General features: G+C 54.5%; 21 protein-coding genes. 10 read left to right on the top strand and 11 right to left on the bottom strand.

Features of this window, described 5'->3' with window-relative positions; translation table 11 throughout:
• Positions 1–276 precede the first annotated feature (276 nt).
• Both ACZ51B_RS03095 and folB read right to left on the bottom strand, forming a co-directional pair.
• Positions 277–2,871: a glycoside hydrolase family 3 C-terminal domain-containing protein gene (locus tag ACZ51B_RS03095; RefSeq protein WP_464295768.1), complete on the bottom strand. Its 2,595-nt coding sequence runs from the start codon at positions 2,869–2,871 to the stop codon at positions 277–279.
• 118 nt (positions 2,872–2,989) lie between these two features.
• Positions 2,990–3,346, bottom strand: a complete 357-nt coding sequence (gene folB / locus ACZ51B_RS03090; RefSeq protein ID WP_464295767.1) for a dihydroneopterin aldolase — start codon at positions 3,344–3,346, stop codon at positions 2,990–2,992.
• Positions 3,347–3,494: 148 nt separating this feature from the next.
• On the opposite strand from folB, the gene nusA reads away from it, so the two are divergent.
• The 3 genes from nusA to infB all read left to right on the top strand — a co-directional run bounded on the left by nusA (position 3,495) and on the right by infB (position 6,777).
• On the top strand, positions 3,495–4,532 hold the full coding sequence (gene nusA / locus ACZ51B_RS03085) for a transcription termination factor NusA (RefSeq protein ID WP_464295766.1): 1,038 nt from the start codon (positions 3,495–3,497) through the stop codon (positions 4,530–4,532).
• A 65-nt stretch (positions 4,533–4,597) separates the two neighbouring features.
• A complete protein-coding gene (locus tag ACZ51B_RS03080) occupies positions 4,598–4,846 on the top strand; it encodes a YlxR family protein (RefSeq protein ID WP_464295765.1) in 249 nt (82 codons plus the stop codon).
• 11 nt (positions 4,847–4,857) lie between these two features.
• Positions 4,858–6,777, top strand: a complete 1,920-nt coding sequence (gene infB / locus ACZ51B_RS03075; RefSeq protein WP_464295764.1) for a translation initiation factor IF-2 — start codon at positions 4,858–4,860, stop codon at positions 6,775–6,777.
• Between the two features lie 91 nt (positions 6,778–6,868).
• Here the strand turns inward: infB and ACZ51B_RS03070 are convergent, their stop codons facing one another.
• The 3 genes from ACZ51B_RS03070 to ACZ51B_RS03060 form a co-directional block, all read right to left on the bottom strand.
• A complete protein-coding gene (locus ACZ51B_RS03070) occupies positions 6,869–8,065 on the bottom strand; it encodes an ABC transporter permease (RefSeq protein WP_464295763.1) in 1,197 nt (398 codons plus the stop codon).
• Entirely contained in the window at positions 8,065–9,000 is a 936-nt protein-coding gene (locus tag ACZ51B_RS03065; protein WP_464295762.1) for an ABC transporter ATP-binding protein, read from the bottom strand. The genes ACZ51B_RS03070 and ACZ51B_RS03065 overlap by 1 nt, the downstream gene beginning before the upstream one ends.
• 138 nt (positions 9,001–9,138) lie before the next feature.
• Positions 9,139–10,203 (bottom strand): TlpA disulfide reductase family protein, encoded by a 1,065-nt coding sequence (locus ACZ51B_RS03060; protein WP_464295761.1) that lies wholly within the window; start codon positions 10,201–10,203, stop codon positions 9,139–9,141.
• A gap of 101 nt (positions 10,204–10,304) precedes the next feature.
• Here ACZ51B_RS03060 and ACZ51B_RS03055 point away from each other — a divergent pair, with 101 nt between their 5' ends.
• On the top strand, positions 10,305–11,861 hold the full coding sequence (locus ACZ51B_RS03055) for a hypothetical protein (RefSeq protein ID WP_464295760.1): 1,557 nt from the start codon (positions 10,305–10,307) through the stop codon (positions 11,859–11,861).
• Positions 11,862–12,019: 158 nt separating this feature from the next.
• On the top strand, positions 12,020–13,582 hold the full coding sequence (locus ACZ51B_RS03050) for an alpha-L-fucosidase (RefSeq protein ID WP_464295759.1): 1,563 nt from the start codon (positions 12,020–12,022) through the stop codon (positions 13,580–13,582).
• 602 nt (positions 13,583–14,184) lie between these two features.
• Here ACZ51B_RS03050 and ACZ51B_RS03045 read toward each other — a convergent pair.
• The 5 genes from ACZ51B_RS03045 to ACZ51B_RS03025 form a co-directional block, all read right to left on the bottom strand.
• Positions 14,185–14,844 (bottom strand): type II secretion system protein, encoded by a 660-nt coding sequence (locus tag ACZ51B_RS03045; protein WP_464295758.1) that lies wholly within the window; start codon positions 14,842–14,844, stop codon positions 14,185–14,187.
• A gap of 121 nt (positions 14,845–14,965) precedes the next feature.
• The gene (locus ACZ51B_RS03040) at positions 14,966–16,792 is read right to left on the bottom strand and encodes an AfsR/SARP family transcriptional regulator (protein WP_464295757.1); all 1,827 of its coding nucleotides are present in this window, start codon (positions 16,790–16,792) and stop codon (positions 14,966–14,968) included.
• 60 nt (positions 16,793–16,852) lie between these two features.
• On the bottom strand, positions 16,853–17,533 hold the full coding sequence (locus ACZ51B_RS03035) for a PEP-CTERM sorting domain-containing protein (protein WP_464295756.1): 681 nt from the start codon (positions 17,531–17,533) through the stop codon (positions 16,853–16,855).
• Positions 17,534–17,624: 91 nt separating this feature from the next.
• Positions 17,625–19,526, bottom strand: a complete 1,902-nt coding sequence (locus ACZ51B_RS03030; RefSeq protein ID WP_464295755.1) for an ankyrin repeat domain-containing protein — start codon at positions 19,524–19,526, stop codon at positions 17,625–17,627.
• Positions 19,527–19,535: 9 nt separating this feature from the next.
• On the bottom strand, positions 19,536–19,928 hold the full coding sequence (locus ACZ51B_RS03025; RefSeq protein ID WP_464295754.1) for a hypothetical protein: 393 nt from the start codon (positions 19,926–19,928) through the stop codon (positions 19,536–19,538).
• A gap of 137 nt (positions 19,929–20,065) precedes the next feature.
• Here ACZ51B_RS03025 and ACZ51B_RS03020 point away from each other — a divergent pair, with 137 nt between their 5' ends.
• The 3 genes from ACZ51B_RS03020 to ACZ51B_RS03010 all read left to right on the top strand — a co-directional run bounded on the left by ACZ51B_RS03020 (position 20,066) and on the right by ACZ51B_RS03010 (position 22,987).
• Complete coding sequence (locus ACZ51B_RS03020) at positions 20,066–21,064, top strand: hypothetical protein (RefSeq protein WP_464295753.1); 999 nt, start codon at positions 20,066–20,068, stop codon at positions 21,062–21,064.
• 84 nt (positions 21,065–21,148) lie between these two features.
• Entirely contained in the window at positions 21,149–22,075 is a 927-nt protein-coding gene (locus tag ACZ51B_RS03015) for a choice-of-anchor A family protein (protein WP_464295752.1), read from the top strand.
• 123 nt (positions 22,076–22,198) lie between these two features.
• On the top strand, positions 22,199–22,987 hold the full coding sequence (locus tag ACZ51B_RS03010; RefSeq protein WP_464295751.1) for an intradiol ring-cleavage dioxygenase: 789 nt from the start codon (positions 22,199–22,201) through the stop codon (positions 22,985–22,987).
• On the opposite strand, the gene ACZ51B_RS03005 is transcribed toward ACZ51B_RS03010, so the two are convergent.
• Positions 22,984–23,937 (bottom strand): LysR family transcriptional regulator, encoded by a 954-nt coding sequence (locus ACZ51B_RS03005; protein WP_464295750.1) that lies wholly within the window; start codon positions 23,935–23,937, stop codon positions 22,984–22,986. The two genes, ACZ51B_RS03010 and ACZ51B_RS03005, sit on opposite strands and share 4 nt — an antisense overlap.
• A gap of 70 nt (positions 23,938–24,007) precedes the next feature.
• Here ACZ51B_RS03005 and ACZ51B_RS03000 point away from each other — a divergent pair, with 70 nt between their 5' ends.
• Positions 24,008–24,982 carry a YeiH family protein gene (locus ACZ51B_RS03000; RefSeq protein ID WP_464295749.1) on the top strand — a complete coding sequence of 325 codons (975 nt, stop codon included), beginning with the start codon at positions 24,008–24,010 and terminating at the stop codon, positions 24,980–24,982.
• A 16-nt stretch (positions 24,983–24,998) separates the two neighbouring features.
• Positions 24,999–25,571: a cysteine dioxygenase family protein gene (locus ACZ51B_RS02995; RefSeq protein WP_464295748.1), complete on the top strand. Its 573-nt coding sequence runs from the start codon at positions 24,999–25,001 to the stop codon at positions 25,569–25,571.
• The last annotated feature ends 30 nt before the right edge of the window (positions 25,572–25,601 follow it).

Genomic DNA, 25,601 nt, shown 5'->3' with positions numbered 1-25,601 from the left:
CGAACCATTCGCCGTCATGAGAATGAAAAAGATCGGCAAGTGGCTAACACTAAACGGAGAAGCCATCTGCGAGTTTTCACCCGCAAGAAAGATGGCACCAAGTACGCCATCATCCTTGCGAAAGACGAAAATAGGAACTTACGCCCGCTAATCCTCAAGCGAGCCGAAGGATGGATCAGTAACCGTCTCCATCCCTACCCTCACCAAGTCACCTTGCGAACCTGCGCAGGTGATCAACTTGATAGAGTTCGCCGCCACGCCTGAGGCCCACACTGACTAGAGCCGAACCGTGCCCGTCTCCAGGATGTGCCGGGAAGAGTTGCCGGCTTGAATCTCGTAGCTACCAGAATCGACGACCCAGCCTTTACCCACTTCATAACGCGCAAAATCGCTTCGCTTTAAATGAAGTCTTACCAGGCGGCTCTCGCCTGGTTTTAGAGAGACCTTTGCGAACGCCTTTAACTCTCTTGTGGGCCGTTCCACAGTTGAAGATTTGGGTGATACATAGAGTTGCACCGTCTCAGAACCGGCTCTAGAGCCGGTGTTTGTAACCTTCACCTCAACTGTGAAGGACCCCGACTTATCTGCACTTATCTGGAGAGGGGAAAAGCCAAACGTTGTATAGGACAGTCCATAGCCAAACGGATAGCGAGGCTCGATATTTGCGTGGTCGAAGTGGCGGTAGCCCACCCAGATAGAGTCTCGATAGTCAACCGTTCCATTGTTTCCGGTTCCCGGATAGACCTCCTTGCCCATGCTGTGAGACAGCCAGTCGTCGAGCTTCTTACCAAAGGTACAAGGTAGCTTGCCGGATGGATTCGCATCGCCGAACAGCACATCGGCGATGGCTCGGCCTCCCTCTTGTCCTGGGTACCACGCTTCCACAATGCCAGCTACCTGCTGGTGCCACTGTTCAACACTTACTGGCGCTCCGTTGATCAGAACCACAATCGTTCTTGGGTTTGCTGCCGCAACTGCCCGAATAAGATCTGCTTGAGGGCCAATCAGTTCGAGATCCGGCTTGTCGGCGTTAGGAACGTCCCCCCAACCGAACGCTTCGCGGTCGTAGCTGTGATTGGTTCCTGCAAACACAATTGCGACGTCCGATTCCTTGGCGGCCTTGACTGCCGCTTCCAAGTTGTTCTCGCCCGCCAATTGCCACCCTAACCGTAGGTCGCCCTTTCCGCTCGAATTCTTATAGTCGAGACGAACAGCATAGGATTTCCCGGCAACAAGCTCAATCTCACAGGTCTTGGAGGTGGTGTCATGGTCACCGCTATTGTCGATCACCAGTTTGTTGTCGATAAACAGTTGCGAGCCGTCATCGCTGGAAAGTTGCAAAGTGTATTTGCCGCTTGCCGTAGGCTTGAGGGTTCCAGAGTAGCGCGCACTGAAAAGTGGGCTGACTCCTTGTGCCGGAGAGCCTGGCCAAGTGTGCTCAACAGCTTTCTCCTTGGCTGTAAGTACGGGTGCTCCGGAGAAGTCTTGGTTGTTGAAATACTCCACTTTCAAGTCCAGTACTTCGCTTGGGATAAGGTCCAGCTTCCCACTTTCAAACTCGTAGCCCGGCGCAAAGCGAACCGTTGCTTTGCCCTTCAGTCTTTCCCGCAGCCCTTCCAGCGGCGTGATCTCGTAAGGGGGCAACACGGCTCCGCTTCCACCGGCTTCCTGAAGACCGTTTGCTAAGAGTGAGTGCTTCTTATTAGCGTTTGGACCAATAACGGCAACGCTTTTAAGGACGGAAAGGTTAATCGGCAAAGCGTTGCCTTCGTTCTTAAGAAGCACCATCGACTCAGCGGCCACGGTACGGGCCACTTTCTTGTGTTGGGCGGTGTTGATAGCTCCTTTTCTCGGTGCGTCAAAGGCTCCCACTCGGAAAAGCAATCGAAGGTTTCGCTTCACCGCTTCGTCAAGGGCTTGCATGGAGATCTTGCCTGCCCGGAACTCATCGGCTAACTTTTTGTCATACGAAACGTTTCGCTCGGAGGGCATTTCAATGTCGCAGCCACCCTCAATTGCCTTCTTGTTATCGTGCCACGCTCCCCAGTCGGAAACGATGGAACCGTCAAAACCCCACTCTTTCTTAAGCAACTGGTTTTGCAAGTAGTCGCTTGCGGTTGCGTACTCTCCCCGGAATCTGTTGTAGGCAGCCATCGCAGACCAAGGCTTAGCTTCTTCTACAGCGATACGAAACGGCATGGAGTAGATCTCTTGCAGTGCGCGCTCGTCGATCAAAACGTTGATGGTCGTTCTCCAAAACTCTTGCTCGTTCCCGTTGTAGTGTTTGATGCAAGTTGCGGCGCCTTGGCTTTGGACTCCTCGGATATATGCGGCGGCTGTCTTGCCGGAGAGGACTGGGTCTTCGCCCATGTACTCGAAGTTTCGTCCTCCAAGCGGGGTGCGCATAATGTTCACACCAGGGCCGAGCTGAACCCGGTTCCCTGAGGCAATCGTTTCCTGCCCAAGCGCCATTCCCATCTTCTCAATGAGGGATGCGTTCCAAGTCGCCGCCATGGCGATTCCCGAAGGAAACGCGGTGGCAGCGGGACCGCGAACGCCCTGGGGGCCGTCGGACATTCCGATTGGAGGGAGTCCAATGCGGGGAATGCCACCATATTCGAAATCGCTACAACCATGAATCAGCGCAACTTTCTCTTCAAGTGTGAGAAGCCCGAATAGGTCTGCAATTCTCTCGTCTATCGGAAGCTTGGAGTTGAGATACTTTGCGTTGCGCAAGGCGGGGTCGGTAGGAATAGGCTTTCCAGACTTGTCCACAGATCGAGCGCCGCTGCCGGCCACTTGGTTCTGCCCGTAACTCGCTGTAATGGCGAAAGCCATTAAGAATGAGATCGAAAATGCTCTGCGATTCATGATTGCGAACGCAGATTACTCGGTTCTTAAGGGAGCAATTGCGCTTGCTTCTACCCTGATGTCAAATCAGGGCTGCTCACAAAATGCGTCTCGGATGCGTGGGTGCCCACCGATCCCCTCACCGCTCCATGGTGAACTCAACTCCCACGGACTCCGCAATGAAATCGGCCGGAGGACACAACTTCTCAATGGACAAGGTCACGCTCTCAATCAGCGGAAACAGACCGAGCATCTCGCCCGCCATCACCCGCACGAGCCGTTCCACCGTGAAATACTTATCCGCACGTGAGACCTCCAAGGCGACGTTCGCAAGGGAGGCATAGTTAACCGTGTCTTCTACATGATCGGTTTCGCTTGCGTTCTCACGGACTAAAGCCTCAATGTTAAGACGAAATCGATGTCCTACCACTTGCTCCTCCGGGGACACCCCGTGGAAACCGTAGAACTCAAGACCGCGCACGAACACTCTCATCATCTGATGAGTACACCTCAAAGATGATCAAGGGGCGCGAAATCTGCCACATACGGCGTGCTATACTTGCAAGTAACACATCTGAAGCGCCGAGTTTTGAGGGTGGCTTAACGCCGCCTTTTTTTATTGCGGCCTCAGGAGGCAAATGGCGATGGATATTCTACAGCAACTCAATCAGATCGCCGTCGAGCGGGACTTACCGCTTGAGGAACTTCAGAAGGAACTGGAAGAGTCTCTAGCCGTTGCATACAAACGTTTTGTGGGTGCAACGGGTGAAGTCACCGTAAAGCTAGACCCCAAGAAGGGCTGGAACGCCAGCGTTGATAAGGAAGTGGTCGCCGTAGTCGGTGAGCCGAGCTTCCAAATCAGCCTAGAAGAGGCTCGAAGAAAGAAACCCGACGCTGAAATTGGAGACTTCATCCCAATGGATGTTGATCCTAACCGCTTTGGGCGCATTGCGGCTCAGACCTTCAAGCAGGTTCTTTCACAGAAGCTGCGCGAGGCCGAGACGCGCAGAATTCATGACGTCTTTAACGAGAAGATGGGAGATGTGGTCACGGGCTTAGTCAGCCGTCGCGATGGCCAAAGCATCTACATCCAGGTAAACAAAGTCGAGGCCGAACTTCCTAAGCGGGAACAGGTCCCAACTGAGCCTTACCGACCCAATGATCGTCTCAAGGTGTACGTGTATAAGGTGGATGATTCGCAGCGAAAGCTCCGCGTGATCGTCAGCCGAACGCACCCCAACCTGTTGAGAAAACTATTCGAACTGGAGGTCCCCGAGATTTCCAATGGAGTAGTCATTATTAAGAGCGTGGCGCGAGAGCCAGGCCAGCGAAGCAAGATCGCTGTCTACACCACAGACGAGCGCGTCGATCCAATCGGGTCGTGCATCGGTCCCCGTGGGTCTCGTGTGCAATCCATCGTGGACGAGCTATACGACGAGAAAATCGATGTCGTACCGTACAGCGAAGACCCGAAGAAATTCATCATTGATGCTCTGTCGCCTGCCAAGGTGAACTCAATTCGGATTAACGAAGCCGAAAAGAGCGCGTATGTAGTCGTCCCCGATAACCAGCTTTCTCTGGCAATCGGCAAGGGAGGACAGAACGTACGCTTGGCAGCTCGTTTAACAGAGTGGAAGATCGATATCCGCAGCGAAAGCCAAGCGGTAGCCGATCGAAAGTGACAAGTAACTACTGAGCGGTTCGCAAGGATCGCTCAGTCAACCAAATTGACCGAGCGATCGAAATTATGCCTCTGCGAACCTGCATCGGATGCCGCTGCAAAGTAGAACAGAAAAGCCTCATTCGCATCGCCCGTAGGAAAGATAGACAGTTAGGGCTGTGGGATGGTTGTGGCAGAAGTGCCTACGTTCATCACTCGATGCTATGCATCGAATCCGCGCTCGGAAAAGGGAAGCTGGAACGCGCACTGAAATCTCCAGTTACCTTTGAAGAGAGAAACGCTCTGAAAGAAGAACTAGTATGCCAACTGAGGTAAAGATAAACGAAATGCACGTGACCATCGCTGACTTAGCCAAGGAACTGGACGTAAAACCGGGCCACGTATTTGCTGTCCTGGACGAGCTTGGATTAGAGCACGACAACGTTGCTTTCGATACCGATCAGGACACGCTCAGTCTGATCAAGGAAGCACTTGCTGAATATAAAGGAAACCGTACCGTTCCTTTCAAGCGAGGCGGAACCCCACGCGATGTTGCCGTAGCGATCGACATCGCACAGAACGAGATCCAGAAGGCGCTCGTTACCAAACTGAAGGTCATGGCGACTCTCACCACTTCACTCAAAGACGAAGTGACCGAGAAGCTGTTCGACCACTTCGGATTCAAAGTCGACTGGGTCGAAGCGTCCAAGCCAAAGGCTCCAGTTGAGAACAAGACCGCTGCCGCCTCCAAGAATGGCGTGAAGCCGAGACCTCCTGTGGTCACCATCATGGGCCACGTTGACCACGGCAAGACCTCTCTGCTGGACTACATCCGAAAGGCCAACGTTGCAGATAAAGAGCACGGCGGAATCACCCAGCACATCGGTGCTTACCAGGTTGAGCTCCCAGAAGGAAAAATCACCTTCCTAGACACCCCTGGCCACGCCGCTTTCACGAACATGCGTGCTCGTGGAGCCAAGGTTACGGACATCGCGATCCTGGTCGTCGCCGCAGACGACGGCATCATGCCGACCACCAAAGAAGCGATTGCGCACATCAAAGCTGCCAATCTGCCAATGATCGTGGCCGTTAACAAGATCGACAAGCCCGATGCCAATCCAGACCGCGTGCTTCAGCAGCTTCCAGAGTACGAAGTCATCCCAGAAGCCTACGGCGGACAGACCATCACCTGTAACGTTTCGGCCTTAACCGGCGAAGGCGTTCCAGCGCTCCTGGAAATGATCCTTCTTCAAGCTGAAGTGATGGAACTCAAGGCAGACCCCAAGGGCAAGCTGAAGGGCACCGTCATCGAAGCCAAGCTAGAGAAGGGCAGAGGTCCGGTTGCCACCGTTCTCGTCCAGTCTGGAACCCTCAAGATTAGCGACGCGCTTGTGGTCGGCGATACATTCGGTCGTATCAAGGCCATGACCAACTACCTTGGCGAGAAGATCACCGAGGCCGGTCCGTCAACTCCCGTTGAGATCCTCGGCATGAGCGATGTACCTCAGGCTGGAGACCGCATCGAGTGGTTCGAGAACGAGCGGGCTGCACGAGAAGTTGCCGACCAGCGAGTTCAGGACGACCGACAGAAGAACCTCGTGGTGAAGAGCCGAGGTATCACCCTCAGCCAGTTCCGCCAGAAGATGCAGGAAGAGGGCCTCAAAGAGCTCAACCTCATCATCAAGGCCGACGTGCAGGGCTCAGTGGAAGCCGTCAAAGGCATGTTGGAGAAGGTTCGCAACGAGGAAGTTGAAGCGAAGGTTATCTTCAGCGGCGTCGGTGGCGTCACCAAGGCTGATATCGACCTAGCAGCAATTTCCGACTCGATCATCGTCGGATTCAACGTCAAGCCTGACGCAGAAGCCCGAAGAGAAGCAGAGAAGCGTAAGGTCGAAATCCGAACCTATACGATCATCTATGAATTGATTGAGGACATCGAAGCTGCTGCCAAGGGCATGCTCGAACCGAAGTTCGAGGAGCAACACCTCGGAACGGTCGACATCCGAGTCCGCTTCCAGTTCTCCAAGAAGGGCATCATCGCCGGTTCCTACGTTACGGAAGGCAAGGTCACACGAAACGCGCTGTGCCGTGTACGCCGTGGCAAGGACATCGTATACGATGGCAAGATCGGAACCCTCCGCCACCTCAAAGACGACGTTCGCGAAGTCACCATGGGTATGGAGTGCGGTCTAACCTTCGACAACTGGACCGAATTCAAGGAAGGCGACGTGGTCGAAGCCTTCGAGATGATCCAAGTCAACCTATAAGGTCGACGAACATAAAAAGGCCCCCACCCGGTGGGGGCCTTTTTGCTTTCGACTAAGTCTGAGGCTCAGTTGAAAGGCAGCCGGAGGGGGATTAAGCTTCGTTCCTTTGGAACTGCATCGCAGCCGCCAGCGCAAAGAGGGCAGAGAAGCCAACCAGTGCTAGCGCGGGAATCACGGCATTGTTAAACGGCCCTCCACGCCAGGACACCGCGTCGAACCCATCGACAGCCCACCGGGCCGGAATGGCGAGGGACACCTTTTGGAGCCACCCTGGCATCATAAAGGTAGGGAACCATGCCCCTCCCAACATCGACATCCCAAGCACAGCCAGGATGGAAACACCTCGACTCTGGGCCTCCGTTTTCCCAAGCGAAGCCACCAGCAGTCCAAACGTGGCCGTAAAGAGACCCGTGCAGAGCACAATCAGCGCCATGCCCGGCCAGCTTCCGTACACCCGCACACCCAAAGCCAGGATGCCGAAGGCATAAACGCCGCTGACGACCGCGCACCCAATCATCCAAGAACCCAAACCCCGCCCGACAAGGATCGTGGAAAGCCGAATAGGCGCGGCCCGCAGTCGATTCCAAGTGCCGGTCCTCTTCTCACGAAGGAGCGACATAGCCGCTTCGATGGCAAAGAACATCACGCCCTGCACAGCCATCCCCGCAAAGATATGCCCCAACGACGCCTCTCGGTCGGCATTCTTGTTGGTGACGGCAGTGAGAGACTGGCTCTGGATCTGAAAAGCCGCACCCTTTGCCTGGGCAGCCGCAAACCCTTCGCGCACGGTGCGGAGGGCCTCCTTAACAGCCGGGTCTGTGGCCGACTCGATCGCCTTGTCGAAGCCAGCCGCCGAAGCCCCCTGCGCACCCATCGTCTGCATGAGCGTGCCCTCAACAACCTGCTTCTCCAAACTCTTGCTAGGATCGTAATACAGTTCCAGCTTAGGAGAACCAGAGCCAAAGCCAGCAGGCAGCACGATACCGACACCGATCTTGCCGTCCTTCACCGTCTGCATAAGCTCATCCCGAGACTTCTCCACAGGTTCAATAGCGTCGGAACCCTTCAGTTGGGCGAGGATCTTCGCGCTTGCCGAAGACTTATCGAGGTCCGTATAAGCAAGCCGGATCTTAGTCTTCGGCGCACTGCTATCACCAGATCCAGACATGACAACACCAAAGAAGCTCGCAATGACAATCGGAACCAAGAACGTGAAAAGCATCGCCCGCCTATCCGCGACAAACACTTTAAGGTCCTTACGGGCGATGGCCCAGATAGTGGTCAGCATCAGTCTCTCAAGCTCCTTCCGGTGCAGTGCAAGAACAACTCTTCCAAAGTGGCTTGCTGAGAGCTAAGATTGGTGAACTCAATCCCTGCATTGTGCAAGGTGTTCACCACATCGGTAATACCCTTGGAAAGCTGCATGGGCTGGAGTTCCACCTGGTTGCTCTGAAGATAAGGTTCGGAGCTGAACTCTAAACGACTCAACACACCAACCGCCATCCCAGCGCTCTGTTCGTCCAGAAACTTCAGAACCAGCTTATTCTTGGCAGGCAGAAGCTGGAACAGCTCCTCCTGAGTTCCACAGGCCACCACTTTCCCATGATCCATAATCGCGATGGTGTCGCACAGCTTCTGAACCTCCTCCATGTAGTGGGTGGTGTAGATCAAGGTCATGCCCTGCTTCCGCAAGTCGATCAAGCAATCAAAAATGGCGTTACGGCTTTGGGGGTCCACGCCCACAGTCGGTTCATCCAAAATCAGAAGCTCAGGCCGATGAACAAGGGCCACCGCGATATTCAGCCGTCGCTTCATGCCGCCGCTAAAGTTCTTCACAGGCTCCTTAGCACGGTCGGCTAAACCAACAATCTCCAAGCACTCAACAATTCGCGCTTCCAGATCGCCGCTCTTCAACCCATAAAGAACGCCAAAAAGCCTCAGGTTCTCGCGGCAGTCAAGCTCTTCATAAAGCGCGATCTCCTGAGGGACGTACCCGATCTTGGAGCGAATTGCATCAGTCGGACCCTTGATCGGCGTCCCATTGATGAGCACAGAGCCAGAATCGGGCTTGACGATTCCGACAATCAGAGAGATCGTGGTGGACTTACCGGCTCCATTGGGGCCAAGAAGGCCAAAGCAGGAACCGCGGCGAACATCAAAACTCACTCCATCCAGCGCCTTCAAATTGCCAAAGCGCTTCTCGAGATTGGCTACTTGAAGCATGAAATGCCCTCATATTGCATAGGGCGATTGTACAGAGGAGCTACATCAGTACGAGACAATGCATCGCAAACGTAGTGCGATATGCCCATCTTAAAAGGGTAGTCCCAGGTCGCAAGACCCGGGACTATTCCATATGGGTTACAGTTTCAAGTCAGCAATCTGCTTCTTAAACTGCTCCACCAACCGATCTGCCTTCTGATCAGTGGCCATCTTAATGCCTTTCTCAAGGCACTCTTTGGCTTTCACCTTATCGCCAGCATTGATGTAGGCAGTCGCCTTGATTCCCTCAAACATAGGGATCTGCTGCTTGACGTTCTCAGAGATCGTATCGAAAAGGGGAGCCACCAACTCGTAATCTTCTTTATTCAAGCCGGTGTGGTTCGCAATAGTCTGGGCCATCGTGAACAGCAAGTTTGGACTCACGTTTGTCTTCGCGGAAGCCTTAGCCATCGCCATGGCTTTGGGACGGTCCGACTCGAAGAGCGCTCGGAACTTGTAGCTCGCGAGCTCATCCTTCATTTCAGGATTCTTCGCGGTCTCCGTATCAACGATCTTGAGGACCACGTCGTACTTCTTCGCAAGGAAAGCCTCGCCAATCGCCTTCATGGTCTCCTGTCGTGCGGTCTCTTTAGCGATGTTCGCTCGGAACTTGGCAGTCTCAGCCTTCAGGTCCCAAGTACCCTTAACCACGGCCTCAAGAGGCTTTTCCATCTCCATCGGGTGGCCGATCCAAGCGATGAGCCCCTCTTTGTTGACAATGAAAGCAGTAGGGATGCCAGGCTGCTTGGCGGCGGTCATCCACTTGCTAGCCATGGTTCCTTCGGCGGTCGGGGCATCGTCGTAGGCTACGTGGTAGTCCATCTTTGCGCCCATGTCATCCACAAACTTCTTAACCTTGGTGGCATAAGCTGGGTCTCGCTCGAACACGCTGACTCCGGTGAAGGTGACTTTGCCTGCGTACTTCTTGGCCATCTCAGTGAGGTGAGGGATGCTCTCGCGGCAAGGACCGCACCAAGTCGCCCAAAACTCGACAACATAGATATCGCCCTTCTTAAAAGTGGTTACAGGGGTGCCTTTAACCCAGCCTCCAACCTTTACGACAGGCGTCTTGTCGCCAACAAAGAGTCCATCTGCTGCCAGCGCCATTCCAGTGGTGAGCATGGCAAAGGCCGAGGCCATCATCAATCTTTTGAGTGCTTTCATGTTCTTAAAGACGTTCTTAATAAGAGTACATCTTGTTGCGTTAGCTTTCTCAACACAAATTGACGGAAATCGTCACGAGTCGTATGCTTGTGATGCCGTCCATGAACATTCTGCTTGCATTGTCTATCGTTTCTCCTTTTGCCTCTACTCCTAACTTGGGTGTCAACCTAGAAGGGATCGGAGGGCGAAGTCTCGAATTCATCGACGCGATGAAGACTTCGCGAGCCTGGGAAGGCTTTGACGGAAAACCAGCAAAGACCGATCCCAGCGGTTGGCCGTTGCAAGATGCACGCTCGGTGATCTTCGACATGCGACCCGCGATGGCCTGGGCACCCCCCATGGACGATCCCGACCAGTACCAGATCGATGTCAGCGGCACCTACTCGCTCAGCTTCAAAGGCAAAGCAGAGGTCTCAGCAGGCGGCGAGTCAGCAGGAGTAAAGATTGAGAACTCAAAATTCAACCCTCAATCCGGCGTGACCACAGCAGATGTCGTTCTCCCAAAAGGACAAGCCCTGCTGGTCCTGAACTTCAAAAACACCCAAGGTGGTGTAAAAGAGGTTCACCTGCTTCGCCCAGGATACGCGCGAGGGACAAAGGGAGTCTTCACCAAGCCATTCCTCAAGGCAGTCGGGAATTTCACAACCCTCCGGTTCATGGACTGGCTAGACTCCAACTCCACAAACCCGTTCTTTGGAGATGCCAACAACAAAACGGAATGGACGGATCGCCACGTTCCATCGGACGCGAGCTTTGAGCGAAGCGGCAAGAAGTTCGGTACCCCCTGGGAATACGTCATTCAACTGGCGAACGAGACGCAAAAGGACGCCTGGATCAACATCCCGACCGGTGCATCGGACGATTACATCAAGAAACTGGCCCAGCTGATGAAGTCTCAGCTAAGTCCCAAGTGCAACATCTACCTGGAGTACAGCAACGAGGTCTGGAACTGGGGCTTCTTGCAGGCGACTTATAACCGCATGGCTGCCGAGGCAGAGGTCAAGGTAGGAGGCAGCAACCTCAACAACGACAAGGAAACCAACTGGGATGTGTGGCGTCGTCGGCGACATGCTCGGCGGACCAAGGAGATAGGAGACATCTTTGCAGGCGTCTTTGGCACCGGCTCCATGAACACGCGGATCAGGCCGGTGATGGCCTGGTGGGTCATCGCCCCCGATCAATACTCCGACATGCTCACTTGGCTCAAGAATACGTATGGAGCACCCAAAGGCTATCTCTATGCCATCGCAGGCGCGCCCTACTTCAACATTGAGGGCGCTTCCAAGACAGCAAGCGTAGATGAGCTTCTCAAAGCGTTTCGGAATTCCAGCGACAAATCGGTCCCAGCTCGCAAGGCCATGATCACCCTGGCACACAGCTATGGCCTCAAGGCGTTTTGCTACGAAGGGGGTTCCGACACAGGCGGCGGAGATCCGACAAACGTTGGCAACCGCATCCGGGCAGAGCGCGACCCGAGGATGACCCAACTCATCCAACACGACCTAGGCGACAACTGGTACGGGCTGGGCGGCGATCTGTTTATGTACTTCACGCTGTCGAGCGGCTACAGTCGATATGGATGCTGGGGCCTCACTGACGACATTACCAAGCTGAACACACCGAAGTTTTTAGGAGTGAGGCCCTATCTTCGGCCATAAGATTCACAGCGAGTTAGACAGCCGCGCGCACATCTGTGTCAGCGACCGAAGGCTTGGATCAATACCGTGCAACACTACCTATTGACCATTCAATAGACATAAAAGACTGAAAAACTCCTTGTTTCATCCAGCTGATTTTCGTTAGAGTGAAAACAAGAATGTCAAATGACGTGAATGATCAGGCTTCTCCAAAGCTGAACTGTACAGTGCCCCTACCCGGTCAAGAGAGCAATCCCACACCAGAACTAAGTCGGCGTTCGCTGCTTCAATTTGCTGCTTACTCCATGATCCCTACATCAGTTCTCGGTGTAAAGCTGCTACCGGGGTCAAGCCAGCGAGTTCTCGGTGAAGAGATGGGCATCCGACAACTTGATGACAAGGAAATGCGCTGGTTGGTCGACGCGAAGTACGGGATGTTTATCCACTGGGGTCTATATGCAGGCCCGGGACGAGGCGAGTGGATGATGCACGAGGGTGTTTTGCCAGACAAGTACCGTCATTTGGCTACAGATAAAGAAAGTCCCGAATACTTCGCTGCGGACCTCTATAACCCTTCCGAATGGGCACAGGTTGCCAAGCAGTCAGGCATGAAATGGATGTGTCTCACAACTCGACACCACGATGGCTACAGTCTGTTTGCAAGTCCGCACCCCAATGCGTTTTCAAGTGCCCAAACACATAACCGGGACTTCGTCAAAGAGTACGTAAAAGCCTGCCGAGAAGCTGGATTAAAAGTCGGGATCTATTTCTCACCGATCAACTGGCGATATCCAGGCTACTACGACGTCACAGGAACCGACTGCAAAACAAACCCCTTCGGCTATCACACAGATCCGAGCCACAAAGAAAACGCCCGACTGATGAAGGAGGAGAACTACGCAAACGTTCGCTGGCTCCTCACGCAGTACGGGAGAATCGATCACATCTTCTGGGATGGAGCTTGGCTTGCCGAGAAGGGAAGTGATGCCGATGCAGCCTTCTTCCATGAGCCTGGGCTACACCTCGATCCAAAGAATCCATGGCAGATCGATCCTAAATATATCGAGCGAGACAAGACCGGTGTGGGGCTTGGAATCATGGGACTCACAAGAAAGCACCAGCCACATGCACTGGTGAACCCTCGCTATGGTTGGCTTGGAGACTATAAAGATGAGGAAGGTGGAAGCGAGGTATCTGGACCCATTCGCAAGGATCTCTACCAAAAATGTATGACAACGGCGGGTCAGTGGGGCTACGACAAGAATGCCATCGACGGAGGGCACGTTATAGGAGCAAATCAAATCATCGAGATGCTGATTAACTGTACCGTTCGTAATATGGTGCTCCTTCTAAACGTAGGCCCAGATCGGCACGGGGTGATTCCCCCTTTGGTTGTCAAGTCCCTACTGGAAGCGGGCCGATGGATAAAGAGTTGCGGTAAGTCGATCTACGGAACTCGCAGTGGCCCCTGGCAACCAGTCGACCGTAAGGTGGGCTACTGCTTCCGCGACAGAACCGTCTACGTTCACCTGATGAAGGAGTCTCGTGACTCAGACTTTGTCATGCCTGACCTTGAAGGTAGGGTGCTCATTCATGCCGAAGACGTGATCACCGGACGGCCCCTCGCTATCGAGCGACTACCGGACGGAAGAGTCAAAATCACAGGCATCCCAGCCACAGAGTGCCCCAATCGTGTCTTTGCGGCTCACTTCAAAGAAAACATCTCCATGTCGAAAGCTTAATCGGGAATCGACTACACGGTCGAAAACCAAAACCGCATGCTGAACCTCGACCACCGTCGAGGTTCAAAGGGTTATAACCCTTAACTCTTTCACCAGGCGGGCTTCAGTCGGTGCTCAGTATTCGCCTGAGGTCGTCCACCTAGTCAGCTCGAAGGTCAATCGCCTGCTATAGGTCACAATCGAAATCTTAGTGGGCGCTGTGTGAAGCTTATATCGATACTCTTAAAATATTGTCTGGAACCAGGTCATACCTATATCTGGGCTCTTGCCTCCTGTCCCAAGATCTTGACATCTTTTTCCAAGTAAGCATGAATAACCGTTCCGATTAAGGTTGGAACTCCTATTTCGCTGCGCGCGAATACCTCCCGTAAGCCATGGCAGGATAAGATGAAATCCGGGCTTATTTTGATCAACATAAAGTAGTTAAATGCATCAAATAGAATCGATAGACTAACAATGAACACAATGTCTAGATTCGCGTTACACCTGGAGTGAATGAAAAATAACCAGGCATGCAATGATGTCAAGAAAATGTGTGGGTAGGCAAATGTAATATACGTATAAACAGGTTGAGTAAACGTGATAAATATGATTCAATTAGATCATTTTATCTTGTTGCCATAGTTTATGCCTAACCCAGCTTTGTCAAAGAGTTGATTGTAGTTGAACACGATTCCACCTCCAGTGCGAAACCTGAAAGTTTTCGCATGACCGTCTGAGAAGGATGCGGTGAACGAACCACCCTGCACGGGTGTTTCCTTGGTGCCACATTTCAAGTCATAGCCTGTTCCCGTGGTCTTGCCGTTGTACACGAGCTGAGCAGGGACATGGTCAAACCCCAACATAGACATCGACGCCAACATCGGAATGGTGTTTTGAGGAACATGTAGCTTGGTGTACCAATCCTCTGCATTTTTCCCACGCATCGCGTACCGAATATAAACCCAGTCTCCAAAATAGGGGCACTCATCAGATGCCTTCATGGAGTGCAGCTCTTTACTAAAAGGCAGGTCTACATCGAACAAGCTCGCACCCGCATACGCCTTAGCGTTCTCCACATTCTCTGGTGGGAGATCGACGCTTAAGTCATTCATGTAAAGGTTCACAGCGATCTGCGCTTGCCTAATTGTGCTTAAGATCCTTCCTTGCTTCGCCGTTTCTCGCGATGCTTGGAGTACTGGGAGCAGAATGACCATGACGGCAGTAATCAGGGCTATGACTACTAACAGTTCAACAAGTGTGATGGCTCTCTTTCTAAGCATATTGGGTTAGACCGTAGGGTCTAATAGTGTGGCCCAATAAACAACCGAAAAGTAGGCGCGATTCGTTCAGCACAATACAAAATCTTGGTTGGCCGCTCCATCTAGTGCCCAATTCTGTCCGTCAACTGAGTGTAAGAACCCGCGAATTCCGGGCGAGCTCCTCGCAGACCCACTGACTGAGCGTCCCAGCGGATTGACCCTTCAGCGGATTCTCCATCTTAGAGGACAAGGACCGATCTGGGTTATAGCCAGTTAGGTCTTCCACCAGTTGGGCTTCCGCCGGGGATCGGTAGTGCTGGAGAATGGCCCGGTGATCCGTGTTTGCCTGAAGAACACAACGGGCACCTTCTATGGCGCCGCATTGAGCAAGAGCAATGGCAGCGAAGTCCACCGCGATCTGGTTGAAGCGCCACATACCTTCACGGTAAGTCAGAGAGACCGCCCTCGAAAGCTCCTCAATGCCAGCCAGCTTTTCGCCGCCCATCAGCAGAGCTAAGCCAAGGGGCGCAGGATACACAGCACTGTAGATCGGATTTCGCCCCGCCATTTCCGCGCATTGACGCCCGTGGACAATGGCGGTTGTCCAGTCGTGAACCATGTTGTACACAAAGGCCAGGTTGCCGTGGAGCATCGTCTTGAACGCTTCCGAATCTTGATCCGTCCGATCCTCAAGTTCTGCAAGTGCCGTCTCATACGCATTCTGAGCCTCCTTAAACTTCAACTGGTGCCACCACACACCCGCCAGGCGAGACTTGAACCTTCGCGCATCGTCTTGCCTTCCACACCTCTCACAGAAATCCACGGATCGCTGGATGGACTCCTCAGCCAGCTCATACCGACGCTGCTCAAAGTACATGAAGCCTTTCATGCTCAAAGCGTGTCCATGGCTCACGTCATCCTCCGAGGTGTTGTCCAAAACAAACTGCGACCACTGGTGTCCTATCTGAAACTCGCTGGACCAGCTTGCCAAGTACACAGCTTGCAAGGCCACCTTCATTCGCTCCGGTGAGGCACCCTCTGTCTGGCTTAAAGCAAGGTTCAACAGACTCAGAGTCGTGCGGGGATGAGCCATTGCGGAAGGTGCAGAAGACTCGCTGGCCAGCATGGCAAGCGCCTCCGTCCCGTTTGCCCTCAAGTTCGATTCAAACATGCGGGCCAAAAGCAGCAGTTCGCGCCGCGTACGGATGAGCTCTGGCTTAGGGACAGCTTCTAAGAACCCACTTCGGATGGCTTTCACCATCTTCTGCAGTTCAAGAGGCATTTCAATGCCCAACTCTCCCCGGTAAGTGTCCACCGCCAGAGTGGCAAGCTGCAGCGCCTTTTCTTTGCCATTGGTGTGATACTGCAGCCGAAGCGCCTGTTGCATGGCCTCCGCATGGTGGGGCACCCGTTCGAGAACCTCCAGAAGCACCGCGAGTGCCCGCTCTGCCTGCCCATTTGCCTCAAGGTACTTGGCCAATTCGCAACCGACTTCACTGCTGACCAACTCGGCCCGGACTCGATAGGCTTCCACCCACTCAAACTCCCATCCCTCCAGCAGCACCTTCTTCCGCAGCTGCCACTCCGCTTCAATCGCAGCAATCCCATCAGGTTGATTAGAAGCGAGGAGGAACGTTCGATGAAGTCGGTCGGCCTCTTCAATATCGGTAGAGACAAGATCAAGGTTGAGGCGTACAAATTCGTCGTCAATCTGCAAAGGATTGGGATCTGGAAGAACTTTTCGGACTCGATGAAGTGCGGTGCGCAGATTGGTCAGCGCAGCACCAGGTTCGTGATCGGGCCAGAACGTTTCCGCAAGCTCACGACGCGTCGTGGGGCGTCCTTTGTTGAGCGCAAGATAGGCCAATACGGCGCTGGCAGTACGTGCAGGGAAGGTAACGGATCCTACTTCCGTAGACGCCATCTTGAACGGCCCTAATAGGTGGATGGTAAACGTGCGTTTCTCCAAGGATGTACCCTGCAATTGACAAACTACAGGGTACAGGAAAGTAGGTTCGAGAGCGAGCGCTTATTTCCGACTGCGTCGGCGAAGCAGGGCAACAATTCCAAGTCCCACCACACCCATGGAAGCAGGTTCTGGAACCGGAGTGAAGGTGACCGAGCTCGTCCCAGAGCCGATGAGTTGTCCATCGGAGAACGCCATCACACTGAAACTACCGCCGACGTTGAACCAAGCAGAACTCGTAAACCCGCCCGGCCCAAGGATTGTCTTTGACTCGCCTTGACCAAACGTGTTCACTCCGTCGAGACCGGGCTGGATGATGGGCCAATCCTGACCAGACGTAGCCAATTCAATGTCTGAAATAAGCTGTTCTTCCTGCGTCGTGCGGAAGATAGTTCCCCAGGCGATGTGGTTGACAAGGGAAGCCGCGTTGTCGTCCATCATCAACACCACATGCTTCTGACCAGGTGCATCGTTGGGGAGATCCTTGACAATCCCAACGAGCAACGCCGATTCCGTCGGTTGGGCCGTCGGGAATGGGTTATAAATAGACGTCGTTCCCTCGCCGCTGGCATTAAACGCCCAAGTGAGAGCGCTGAAGCTCATGTTCGATTCCAACAGCATGATGTTGGTGACTGGACTTCCATAGTTCAGCGTCACATCGTACTGAGTGTGATATCCCTGAGCATTTGCTCCCATGGCGGCTGCAACGATCGTTCCAACGAATAAATATTTGAGTGAATGCATGTCTCGTAACTCCCTTGTCTGTGGCTTTCCCACACGAAAGAGAGTTTCGTAGGGCACCGTGACAAGGGCGTGACAAGCGTCGGATTGGCTTCTATCGATACTCTGGCGGCCAGATGTCGCCCAAGTAGATTCTTTCCTCCGGAGGAGCAATATTCATGACACCCCTTAGTAGATCGATCACCTCACTGCATCGGTGCGTGCATGCCCAGTCGAGGGCGGTTTTGCCGAACCAGTCTTGGGTGAGAGGGCTGGCCCCAGCCCTCAAGAGCGCCTCGACGAGCTGAACGTGTCCAGCAGCAGCAGCAAATATCAGGCATGTTGCTCCGTTCATGTTGCGCTCTTCTATTCGATGACCATCGCGAACCGTGCCGGCGATGTCGCCTCTCAACGCCGCGTCAAACCGGTCGTTTGCACCGGATGGATTGAGCGTCTCAAGTCGGTCGTCGGTCGGAGGTGGCCCGTGTTGCTTCTCGTACTTCTTCAGAAGCCGCTCCATCGAGGTGAGCGCAGCGGCTTTGGCGTATGCAGAGGGCCGAAGCCCCTCGCGGTCGAAGGTCCATGGGTACGCCCCCGCTTCGAGGAGCGCTCGGACCCGTTCGATTCGTTGGCCCTTAACCGCATGGGCTAGAGCGGTTGAGCCATTATCGTCGCGCAGTTCGAGTGCCGGATGGTACTGAAGCAGAGCTTCTAAAAAGCCGTCCCGATAACTCTGGGCAGCGTGCATGAGAGGGGTTGTCCCATAGCGATCGGCCAGATCCACATTCGAACCAAGATGGACCAGTAAATGGATCTCGCTGATCTGCCCATGCACAAGAGCTTTCTGGATCGGGAGGATCCCACTTTCGTCCGGGGTGTTGAGCTTCTCAACATCCACACCCATCGAATCCGCCACCGAGACGCTGCCCATAGCACCGCGCTTCAGAAGCTCATAGGCCATGGTATGCATTCGACAACCGAGACAGTAGTCGAGAGGAGTATCGCCTCTGGCACTGGTCAAGTTAATATCGGCTCCGTATCGAAGCAACTGATCGACACATTCAAGGTCGCTTCGCTGGACAGCGTTCTGTAACGGGCTGAGCCCCTTAGAGTCTCTTATATTGGGGTCGGCTCCGGCCTCCAACAGGATCTTGAGGACCGTAGATTTGGGACTTCTGACGGTGTGATGGAGAGGCGTCCCGCCCCAGTGGTCAGTCTTATCGACATCGGCGCCAGACGAGATAAGCAGTTTGAGAGTCGAGCCGTGTCCGCCTCGGCAAGCCCAGTGAGTGGCTGTTTGCCCCTGCGCATCTTCGACCTCGAGTAGTGCTCCGTTCGCCAAAAGAAGTCGGATCAGTGCATTGTCTCCACTCCTAGCCGCCAGCAAAAGAGGGGTATTCCCGGCGGCATCAGCTGCGTTCGGCTGAGCACCACGTTTTAGGAGCATTCGGACTGTCTTGAGGCGAGCGGAAGACCGAGGATTCATCGCCACCATAATCAGCGGAGTGCGACCCAAGCTCCCCGCATGATGGATGGAACAACCGAACTCCGCAAGATAGAACCCGAGATCGTAGTACGCGCCAGCAAAGGCGAGAGTAAGAGCGGTGTCGCCGTTCTTATCTTGCATATCAGGAGACACGCCGGCCAGGAGCAACACCTCGACAACTGGTTGGCAGCCTATCGATGCCGCATAGTGCAGCGCTGTACGTCCCAACTGGTCCTCATGAAACGCATTGGCACCTGCTTTCAGCAAAGCAGTTACGCATGGAAGCGATCCGTTCTTGGCAGCCCACAAGAGGGAAGTGAGTCCCTTTTTATCGGTCAGCTCAAGATCCGCCGGGTGCTGCAACAGAGCTTCCAGCAGGACCCCGTTGCCATGCTTCGCAGCCCAAAACAGTGGCGAGAAGCCGAACTCGTCTCGCGCCAAAGTATCCGCCCCTCGTTCGAGTTGAACGAGGGCTTCTGCGGTGAGGTTACGCTCGGCTGCCTGAAGCAGTCGAGAGGTCTCTAAGGTCATGAAGTGGACCTACAGACCTTTGAGAAGTGTTTCTCGGATCTCGTTGTCCGAGTACATGCCATCTGTGCGCAATGCATAGGCGCAGTGCATCTCAAGAACGCCATTCTCAAATCCGATCTTCATGTCAGACTTGTCCTTCACATTCTGAAGGCGTATCAGTTTGAGACCTTCCTGGATGGCTTCTTTACCGAGTTCATCAATGCAGATGGTCCTCAGCGCCATGTTGGTGCGGTGACAGGACAGATTGTCCATAAAGTTGAGCGCTTCGAGGTCATCGTCAAAGCTGGTCCAGTCGATTTCGTAGCTCAACTCCGCTCCAGTGATCTCTTTGAGCTCCGCAGTTCTCTCGGGGAGGGTCGTGTCAACCAGCTCTTTAATCTTTCGCTTCTCTAGTAATCCCATAATGTTCTTCTCCTAAAAACCCATCTCGGTGCAATATCCACAGAGATAAGGAAGATGCATTTTACACCTTAAGCACAAGGTCCCACATCCAGACCTGGGACCTTGAGTTCTGATAAGAGCTGTGTAACCCTGTTGCTATGTCCATGTTTGCTGCTCTGTGTCTTGCTCTAACAGTCCCTCTCTCAACCCCCAAGGTGGGTCTATGCCTCAGCGTAAAAGATGGTGCGGTAGAGGAAGACTTCATCGGCGCAATGCGCCAACAGATACGCATGGGCCTCGACGGCGGCGTGATCAGCCTCAAGTGGGACGAGTATGAGTCACAAGGCGGAAAGCCCCTAGTAGATGGTCTCAATGCCGCCAAGCTGATGGGCCAGGACGTGATGGTCAATTTCTCCAGCATCGACACCCTAAGACGCCGCCAACCTGCCGACGTCCTCCAAAAAGCCTGGACCGACGCCGAGATGTGGAAACGCTCCGACGAGTTCCTCAGCAAAGCCTGCGAGCAGTTCGGCAAGAACGTCCGATGGGTGAGCCTGGGCAACGAAGTCGACGCCTACTTCCGACAGCATCCCGACGAAGTGGAGAGCTACATCACCTACCTAGCTCACAGCCGCGAGGTAATCCACAAAGCGCGCCCAGACATCTTGGTAGGCGTCACCGTAACCTGTCTCGACAGCATCAAGAGTCCAGATGTGGCCAAGAAGCTCCAAGACGGAATGGACGTCACGATCTTCACCTACTATCCCATGGAAGGGTTCCACGTCCTAGACATCGACAAGGTCCCCTCCCACTTCGATTTCATGATGGCCACCGCCGGCTCGCGCCCCCTCATCCTGCAAGAGATCGGCTACCCCGCGTCGCCGCTCAACGGTGGCAGCGATCAGAAACAGTCCGAATTCGTGCACGCCGTCTTTGGCCAGCTCGACCGGTTCTCCGCCCGAATCCCACTCGCCTCCTACTTCATGCAAACCGATTTCTCCCCAGCAATGCTCAAAGTCTTCGAGACCTACTACGGCTCAGCCGACCCTCAGTTCACGGCTTTTCTAGGCACGCTGGGCCTGAGCGACACCAATGGCAAGCCCAGACCAGCACTTGCCACCTTTAAATACGAGGTTCTAAAACGAAAGCCCCTGTAACAAGTACCGGTTAACCGTGTTATTGGCACGATTCTTGATGTCTCAAGAGACATGAAGCATCAATCCAACAGGTTCAATAAGGTTATGGGACTTAGTTCACGCAGCCTGATAGCGGTTCTCGCTCTTGGCGCACTCACTGTGCCAGCGTCCGCATCCGGCAACCTTTTTGCACCTACAGCCGACTATAACGCAGTCATCTTCGGCAACCTCAACGCCTACGGCGGAGACAGCGAGGGTCGCCTGGCTGTTGGTGGCAACTTCCGAGACTACAACTCCTACAGCGTCGCAGACCGCGTCGCAAAAGACACCACCAAGTACGCATTCGTAGTAGGCGGCAACCTCCAGACCAGCAGCAACTGGCAAGTCTTCAGCGGCAACGCAGCTGTCGGCGGCACCGTAAGCGGAGCAGGTCTCTCGTTCCAGTACGGTCACCTCGACCACCCTGCAACACCCATCAACTTTGCACCGCTGAAGACCTACTACAAAGCTCAGTCCAGCAACCTCGCATCGTTGACCAACAACGGAACGTTCCTCGCACAGTACAGCACAGCTACCCTCACCGGCAGCAACGCCAACCTGAACGTGTTCAACTTGAGCTTGTCGCAGGCAACGGATTGGGCAAACGCGTCCGACCACCAGATCACAGCTCCTTCAGGCTCAACCGTGGTCATCAACATCCCAGGAACAGCTGCAAGCATGCACTACGGCATGGCACTGCACGGAATCGACCAGACCCACGTGCTGTTCAACTTCTACCAGGCCAACACCCTCGACATCGCAAGCATGGGCGTTCTGGGTAGCGTGCTCGCTCCCGATGCCGCTCTGAACCTAGACGGTGGAAACATCAACGGCTACACCATCGCCAATGGCGCCACTCAGAAGAACGGCGGCGAGTTCCACTGGTACGCATTCCAGGGAACCACTCCCGTCGCAAACCCAGTCCCAGAGCCAGCCAGCCTCTGCGCAATCGGAGCAGGCCTCGTAGCTCTCGCAAGACGACGCAAGAAGTAATCAAGTCCACGGTCGCTAAGTTAGCCTGGAGTCCTCGTACTCCAGGCTTTTTTTGTGAATACAAGATCTTCATTTGATCCACAGATTTGAGGTGTAGAGTGAGTTCATCAGGCAGGGAGAACCATGAAGGACATTCACGAAACAGATCTCGACAACGACGACGAAATGGTAGGGCGGATTCTCACTCGGCGCGAAGTGATGGCGCTCGCCGGGAGCGCGGGCCTAACCATGGCTCTAGGCGGCCCGGCATTCGGCCAAGGCACCCAACACAAAGCAGATCTCATCGCCACACCACAAGTCACAGAAGGGCCGTTCTTTGTCGATGAAAAACTCAATCGGTCCGACCTCACCACCGACTGCAACCGAGACGAAGTAACCCGTGGCCTACCGTTGCTTCTCAACGTAAAGGTGCTAGACATCCGCGATGGCAAAGGCAAACCGCTCAGCGGAGCCCACGTAGACATCTGGCACTGCGACACGGTCGGCGTTTACTCAGACGAAGACAACCAGCCAGGCCAAGACATCAGCACAGGCGGTCAAAAATTCCTACGCGGCTACCAAGTGACCGACAAGAACGGCGCAGTAAAGTTCAAAACCATCTATCCCGGCTGCTATTTCGGGAGAGCCGTTCATATCCACTTCAAGGTCCGCACTTTCTCAAAGGACGGAGAGACCACCCACGAGTTCACCTCGCAGTTCTTCTTCGATGAAGCCCACTCCGACAAGGTGTACGAGAACGAGGCATACAAAGACCACAACAAACGGTACATGAAGAACTCGCAAGACGGCATCTACTCCGCGCGACAAGCAGATGGCACGCCCGTTGGGTCGCACCTGAAACTAAACATCAAGCCGTCAGCCGATGGCAAATCTTACGCTGGGTCCTTCGTGATCGGGTTGGCACTCGATTAGATCACAGGGTCCCAGTTACTTTCCACCCCGTGAGGGAGAGCAAAGCCCGCGAAGGAGGCTTCCGTCAAAAGGGAGTCCTCCAGAGCGGACATAAAGGCCCGGTACACACGCCCCGTCCCTCGTCCATTTCGGATAAGGCGGCTCAGCGGACGGCGGAGAGTCATGTCCGAAAGTTTTACTTCAACAAGCCTGCCCTCACGTAGCTCGTCGCCAATGGTAAGCCGAGAGGCCACACCAAGCCCGAGTCCCAAGTGGACGGCTCGTTTAACTGCTTCGGTAGAGCCCAGCTCTGCCACTTGTACAATGGAGAAGCCTTTGCTAGATACGCTGTTTTCAAATACTCCACGGGTTCCCGAACCCTGTTCGCGCATAACGAACCCGTAGGAGAGAACATCGCTCGCCGAGACCTGGCTCTTGGCGAGCAACGGATGTCCAGGCGGCGCAATCACCACCAGCTCATCCTCATAAAACGGTCTCGCGTCCAGCTCCATATAATGAGCCGGACCTTCCACCAACCCCAGTTCACACTCGTCCTCCGACACCATCCGGGCGATCTCCCGAGTGTTTCCCACACGCAGCACCACCGAAATACCAGGGTAGCGAGCAGCAAACAGCGCGATCCCAGTAGGCAGGAGGTAGTCCGCAATGGATGTACTTGCCGCGACGAGGATGCGCCCCTTACGAAGGCCACGCAGGTCCGCACTCTCCCGCTCCGCCTCATCCACAGCAGCGCAAACCCGCTTGGAGTAGGTCAGCAGATACCTACCGGAAGCGGTGAGCACAACTCCACGAGCCTGCCGCTCAAACAGTTGCACCCCCAACTCGCGCTCAAGTTCTGAGATCTGCTTAGACAAGGCGGGCTGACTTACAGAGAGTCGATCAGCCGCAGCAGAAATGTTCCCCTCCTCCGCAGTGACCATATACGCACGCCAGTGTCTAAGTTCGATCATTACTGTTAGTTATAGCTCGTATCATCAGAATGATTATCTGTTATGGCTGGCGAGGCTGTATTGTTTCACTATGAGCGCAATAACAGTGCGGGAAAGTTCAGTCAATCGAGTGGCGTTCTTCACCCTCGCCGCTCTTTGCATGGCCCCACTGTTTCCCATCCCGAAGGGCTCCGAGGCGTTCATCGCTCCGCTCTCGCTGGTCGCAGGCGTAATCCTCGGCCTAACCATCGGGAACCCCTATCCCGCAGATTCCAAAAAAGCGAGCAAGGTGCTTCTTCAGCTCGCCGTCATTCTGCTCGGCTTCTCGTTAGAGATTTCCGAAGTCCTCAAGGCCGGCAGCAAAGGCATTCTGCTCTCAAGCGTATCCATCGCTTTGGTATTCGGACTCGGGGCGCTGCTCGCTCGCTGGCTCAAAGTCCGGCCAGTGACCAGCCTACTGGTTTCCACAGGAACCGCCATCTGCGGAGGCTCAGCCATCGCCGCCATGTCCACCGTCATCGATGCTCCCCAGGAGGATGTAACGGTCGCAGTCGGCACCGTGTTCTTGCTCAACGGCGTAGGACTAATCATCTTCCCACCGATTGGTCACGCACTTGGTCTCACAGATGCCCAGTTTGGAACCTGGGCAGGCATCGCCATCCACGACGTATCGAGCGTGGTAGGTGCTGCCAGCGCATTTGGTGGGGCAGCCCTCGCCACGGCCAGCGCAGTAAAGCTATCTCGGGTGCTGTACCTAGTTCCAGCCACACTGATCGGAGCCTGGAAGTCACGTTCCGAACAGAAGAAGGTCCCAGTGCCCTGGTTCGTGGGCCTGTTCCTCCTGGCCTCCGTAGTTCACGGCCTCCTGCCCAAGGATATCACGACCACTGCGGTGCCACTCGCCAAGCATGTCGCAACGGCGGGCTTCGCACTCTCGCTGTTCCTCATCGGCTCAAGCCTCACCCGAAAGACCCTCAAAGCAGTCGGCTTCCGGCCCATGCTAGAAGGCATGATCCTCTGGCTCTTCATCTCCGTTTTTGCTCTCTACATCGCCCGCACTATCTAATTCAAAGGTTCAAACTATGTCCACCACCACCTCCGCCGCCAGTCTTTCCAAGCTCATCCAACTCCTGGATGAAGCCGTTGAAAAGCAGACCACCACGGGCTGTTGCAAAGCCGTTAAACGAACGCTAGAAGAGATCATCGCTTCCGAAGGCGAGTTCATCCCCGCCGAGTTCTTGCAGCCTGCCCCAGACAAATACGCCCGCCGCCTGGTCCACAAAGACCCCCAAGATCGCTACAGCGTGCTAGCCATGGTGTGGGGTGTCGGCCAAGGAACAGCCCTTCACGATCACGCCGGTATGTGGTGCGTAGAGTGCGTCTACCGAGGCCGAATCCTAGTCAAGAGCTACTCGCTAGACGATGAGATCGATGGCAAGTTCCGCTTCGAAAAGGAGCAGGAAGTCTATGCCGGTGTGGGCGAAGCCGGAACCCTCATTCCTCCGTTCGACTACCACACCATCGAGAACGCCGACACCGATCGCCCAGCAGTCACGCTGCACGTATACGGCGGCGAGATGGACTGGTGCAACGCGTTCATTCCAGACGGCGACCTTTACCGGATGGAAAAGCGGGCCCTCAGCTACACCGAGTAGCCCCTCGTTCCCACTGCTGGTCTAGGATAT

This window comes from Fimbriimonas sp. LA-C6, assembly GCF_055398105.1.
Note: the sequence above shows the minus strand (reverse complement) of the source record. Positions and strands in the feature narration are given on the sequence as shown.

What these genes read in the sequence shown, in the direction of transcription:
- ACZ51B_RS03095 (WP_464295768.1), bottom strand. Translation starts at nt 2,871, where the DNA reads ATGAATCGCAGAGCATTTTCGATCTCATTCTTAATGGCTTTCGCCATT.
- folB (WP_464295767.1), bottom strand. Translation starts at nt 3,346, where the DNA reads ATGATGAGAGTGTTCGTGCGCGGTCTTGAGTTCTACGGTTTCCACGGG.
- nusA (WP_464295766.1), top strand. Translation starts at nt 3,495, where the DNA reads ATGGATATTCTACAGCAACTCAATCAGATCGCCGTCGAGCGGGACTTA.
- ACZ51B_RS03080 (WP_464295765.1), top strand. Translation starts at nt 4,598, where the DNA reads ATGCCTCTGCGAACCTGCATCGGATGCCGCTGCAAAGTAGAACAGAAA.
- infB (WP_464295764.1), top strand. Translation starts at nt 4,858, where the DNA reads ATGCACGTGACCATCGCTGACTTAGCCAAGGAACTGGACGTAAAACCG.
- ACZ51B_RS03070 (WP_464295763.1), bottom strand. Translation starts at nt 8,065, where the DNA reads ATGCTGACCACTATCTGGGCCATCGCCCGTAAGGACCTTAAAGTGTTT.
- ACZ51B_RS03065 (WP_464295762.1), bottom strand. Translation starts at nt 9,000, where the DNA reads ATGCTTCAAGTAGCCAATCTCGAGAAGCGCTTTGGCAATTTGAAGGCG.
- ACZ51B_RS03060 (WP_464295761.1), bottom strand. Translation starts at nt 10,203, where the DNA reads ATGAAAGCACTCAAAAGATTGATGATGGCCTCGGCCTTTGCCATGCTC.
- ACZ51B_RS03055 (WP_464295760.1), top strand. Translation starts at nt 10,305, where the DNA reads ATGAACATTCTGCTTGCATTGTCTATCGTTTCTCCTTTTGCCTCTACT.
- ACZ51B_RS03050 (WP_464295759.1), top strand. Translation starts at nt 12,020, where the DNA reads ATGTCAAATGACGTGAATGATCAGGCTTCTCCAAAGCTGAACTGTACA.
- ACZ51B_RS03045 (WP_464295758.1), bottom strand. Translation starts at nt 14,844, where the DNA reads ATGCTTAGAAAGAGAGCCATCACACTTGTTGAACTGTTAGTAGTCATA.
- ACZ51B_RS03035 (WP_464295756.1), bottom strand. Translation starts at nt 17,533, where the DNA reads ATGCATTCACTCAAATATTTATTCGTTGGAACGATCGTTGCAGCCGCC.
- ACZ51B_RS03030 (WP_464295755.1), bottom strand. Translation starts at nt 19,526, where the DNA reads ATGACCTTAGAGACCTCTCGACTGCTTCAGGCAGCCGAGCGTAACCTC.
- ACZ51B_RS03025 (WP_464295754.1), bottom strand. Translation starts at nt 19,928, where the DNA reads ATGGGATTACTAGAGAAGCGAAAGATTAAAGAGCTGGTTGACACGACC.
- ACZ51B_RS03020 (WP_464295753.1), top strand. Translation starts at nt 20,066, where the DNA reads ATGTCCATGTTTGCTGCTCTGTGTCTTGCTCTAACAGTCCCTCTCTCA.
- ACZ51B_RS03015 (WP_464295752.1), top strand. Translation starts at nt 21,149, where the DNA reads ATGGGACTTAGTTCACGCAGCCTGATAGCGGTTCTCGCTCTTGGCGCA.
- ACZ51B_RS03010 (WP_464295751.1), top strand. Translation starts at nt 22,199, where the DNA reads ATGAAGGACATTCACGAAACAGATCTCGACAACGACGACGAAATGGTA.
- ACZ51B_RS03005 (WP_464295750.1), bottom strand. Translation starts at nt 23,937, where the DNA reads ATGATCGAACTTAGACACTGGCGTGCGTATATGGTCACTGCGGAGGAG.
- ACZ51B_RS03000 (WP_464295749.1), top strand. Translation starts at nt 24,008, where the DNA reads ATGAGCGCAATAACAGTGCGGGAAAGTTCAGTCAATCGAGTGGCGTTC.
- ACZ51B_RS02995 (WP_464295748.1), top strand. Translation starts at nt 24,999, where the DNA reads ATGTCCACCACCACCTCCGCCGCCAGTCTTTCCAAGCTCATCCAACTC.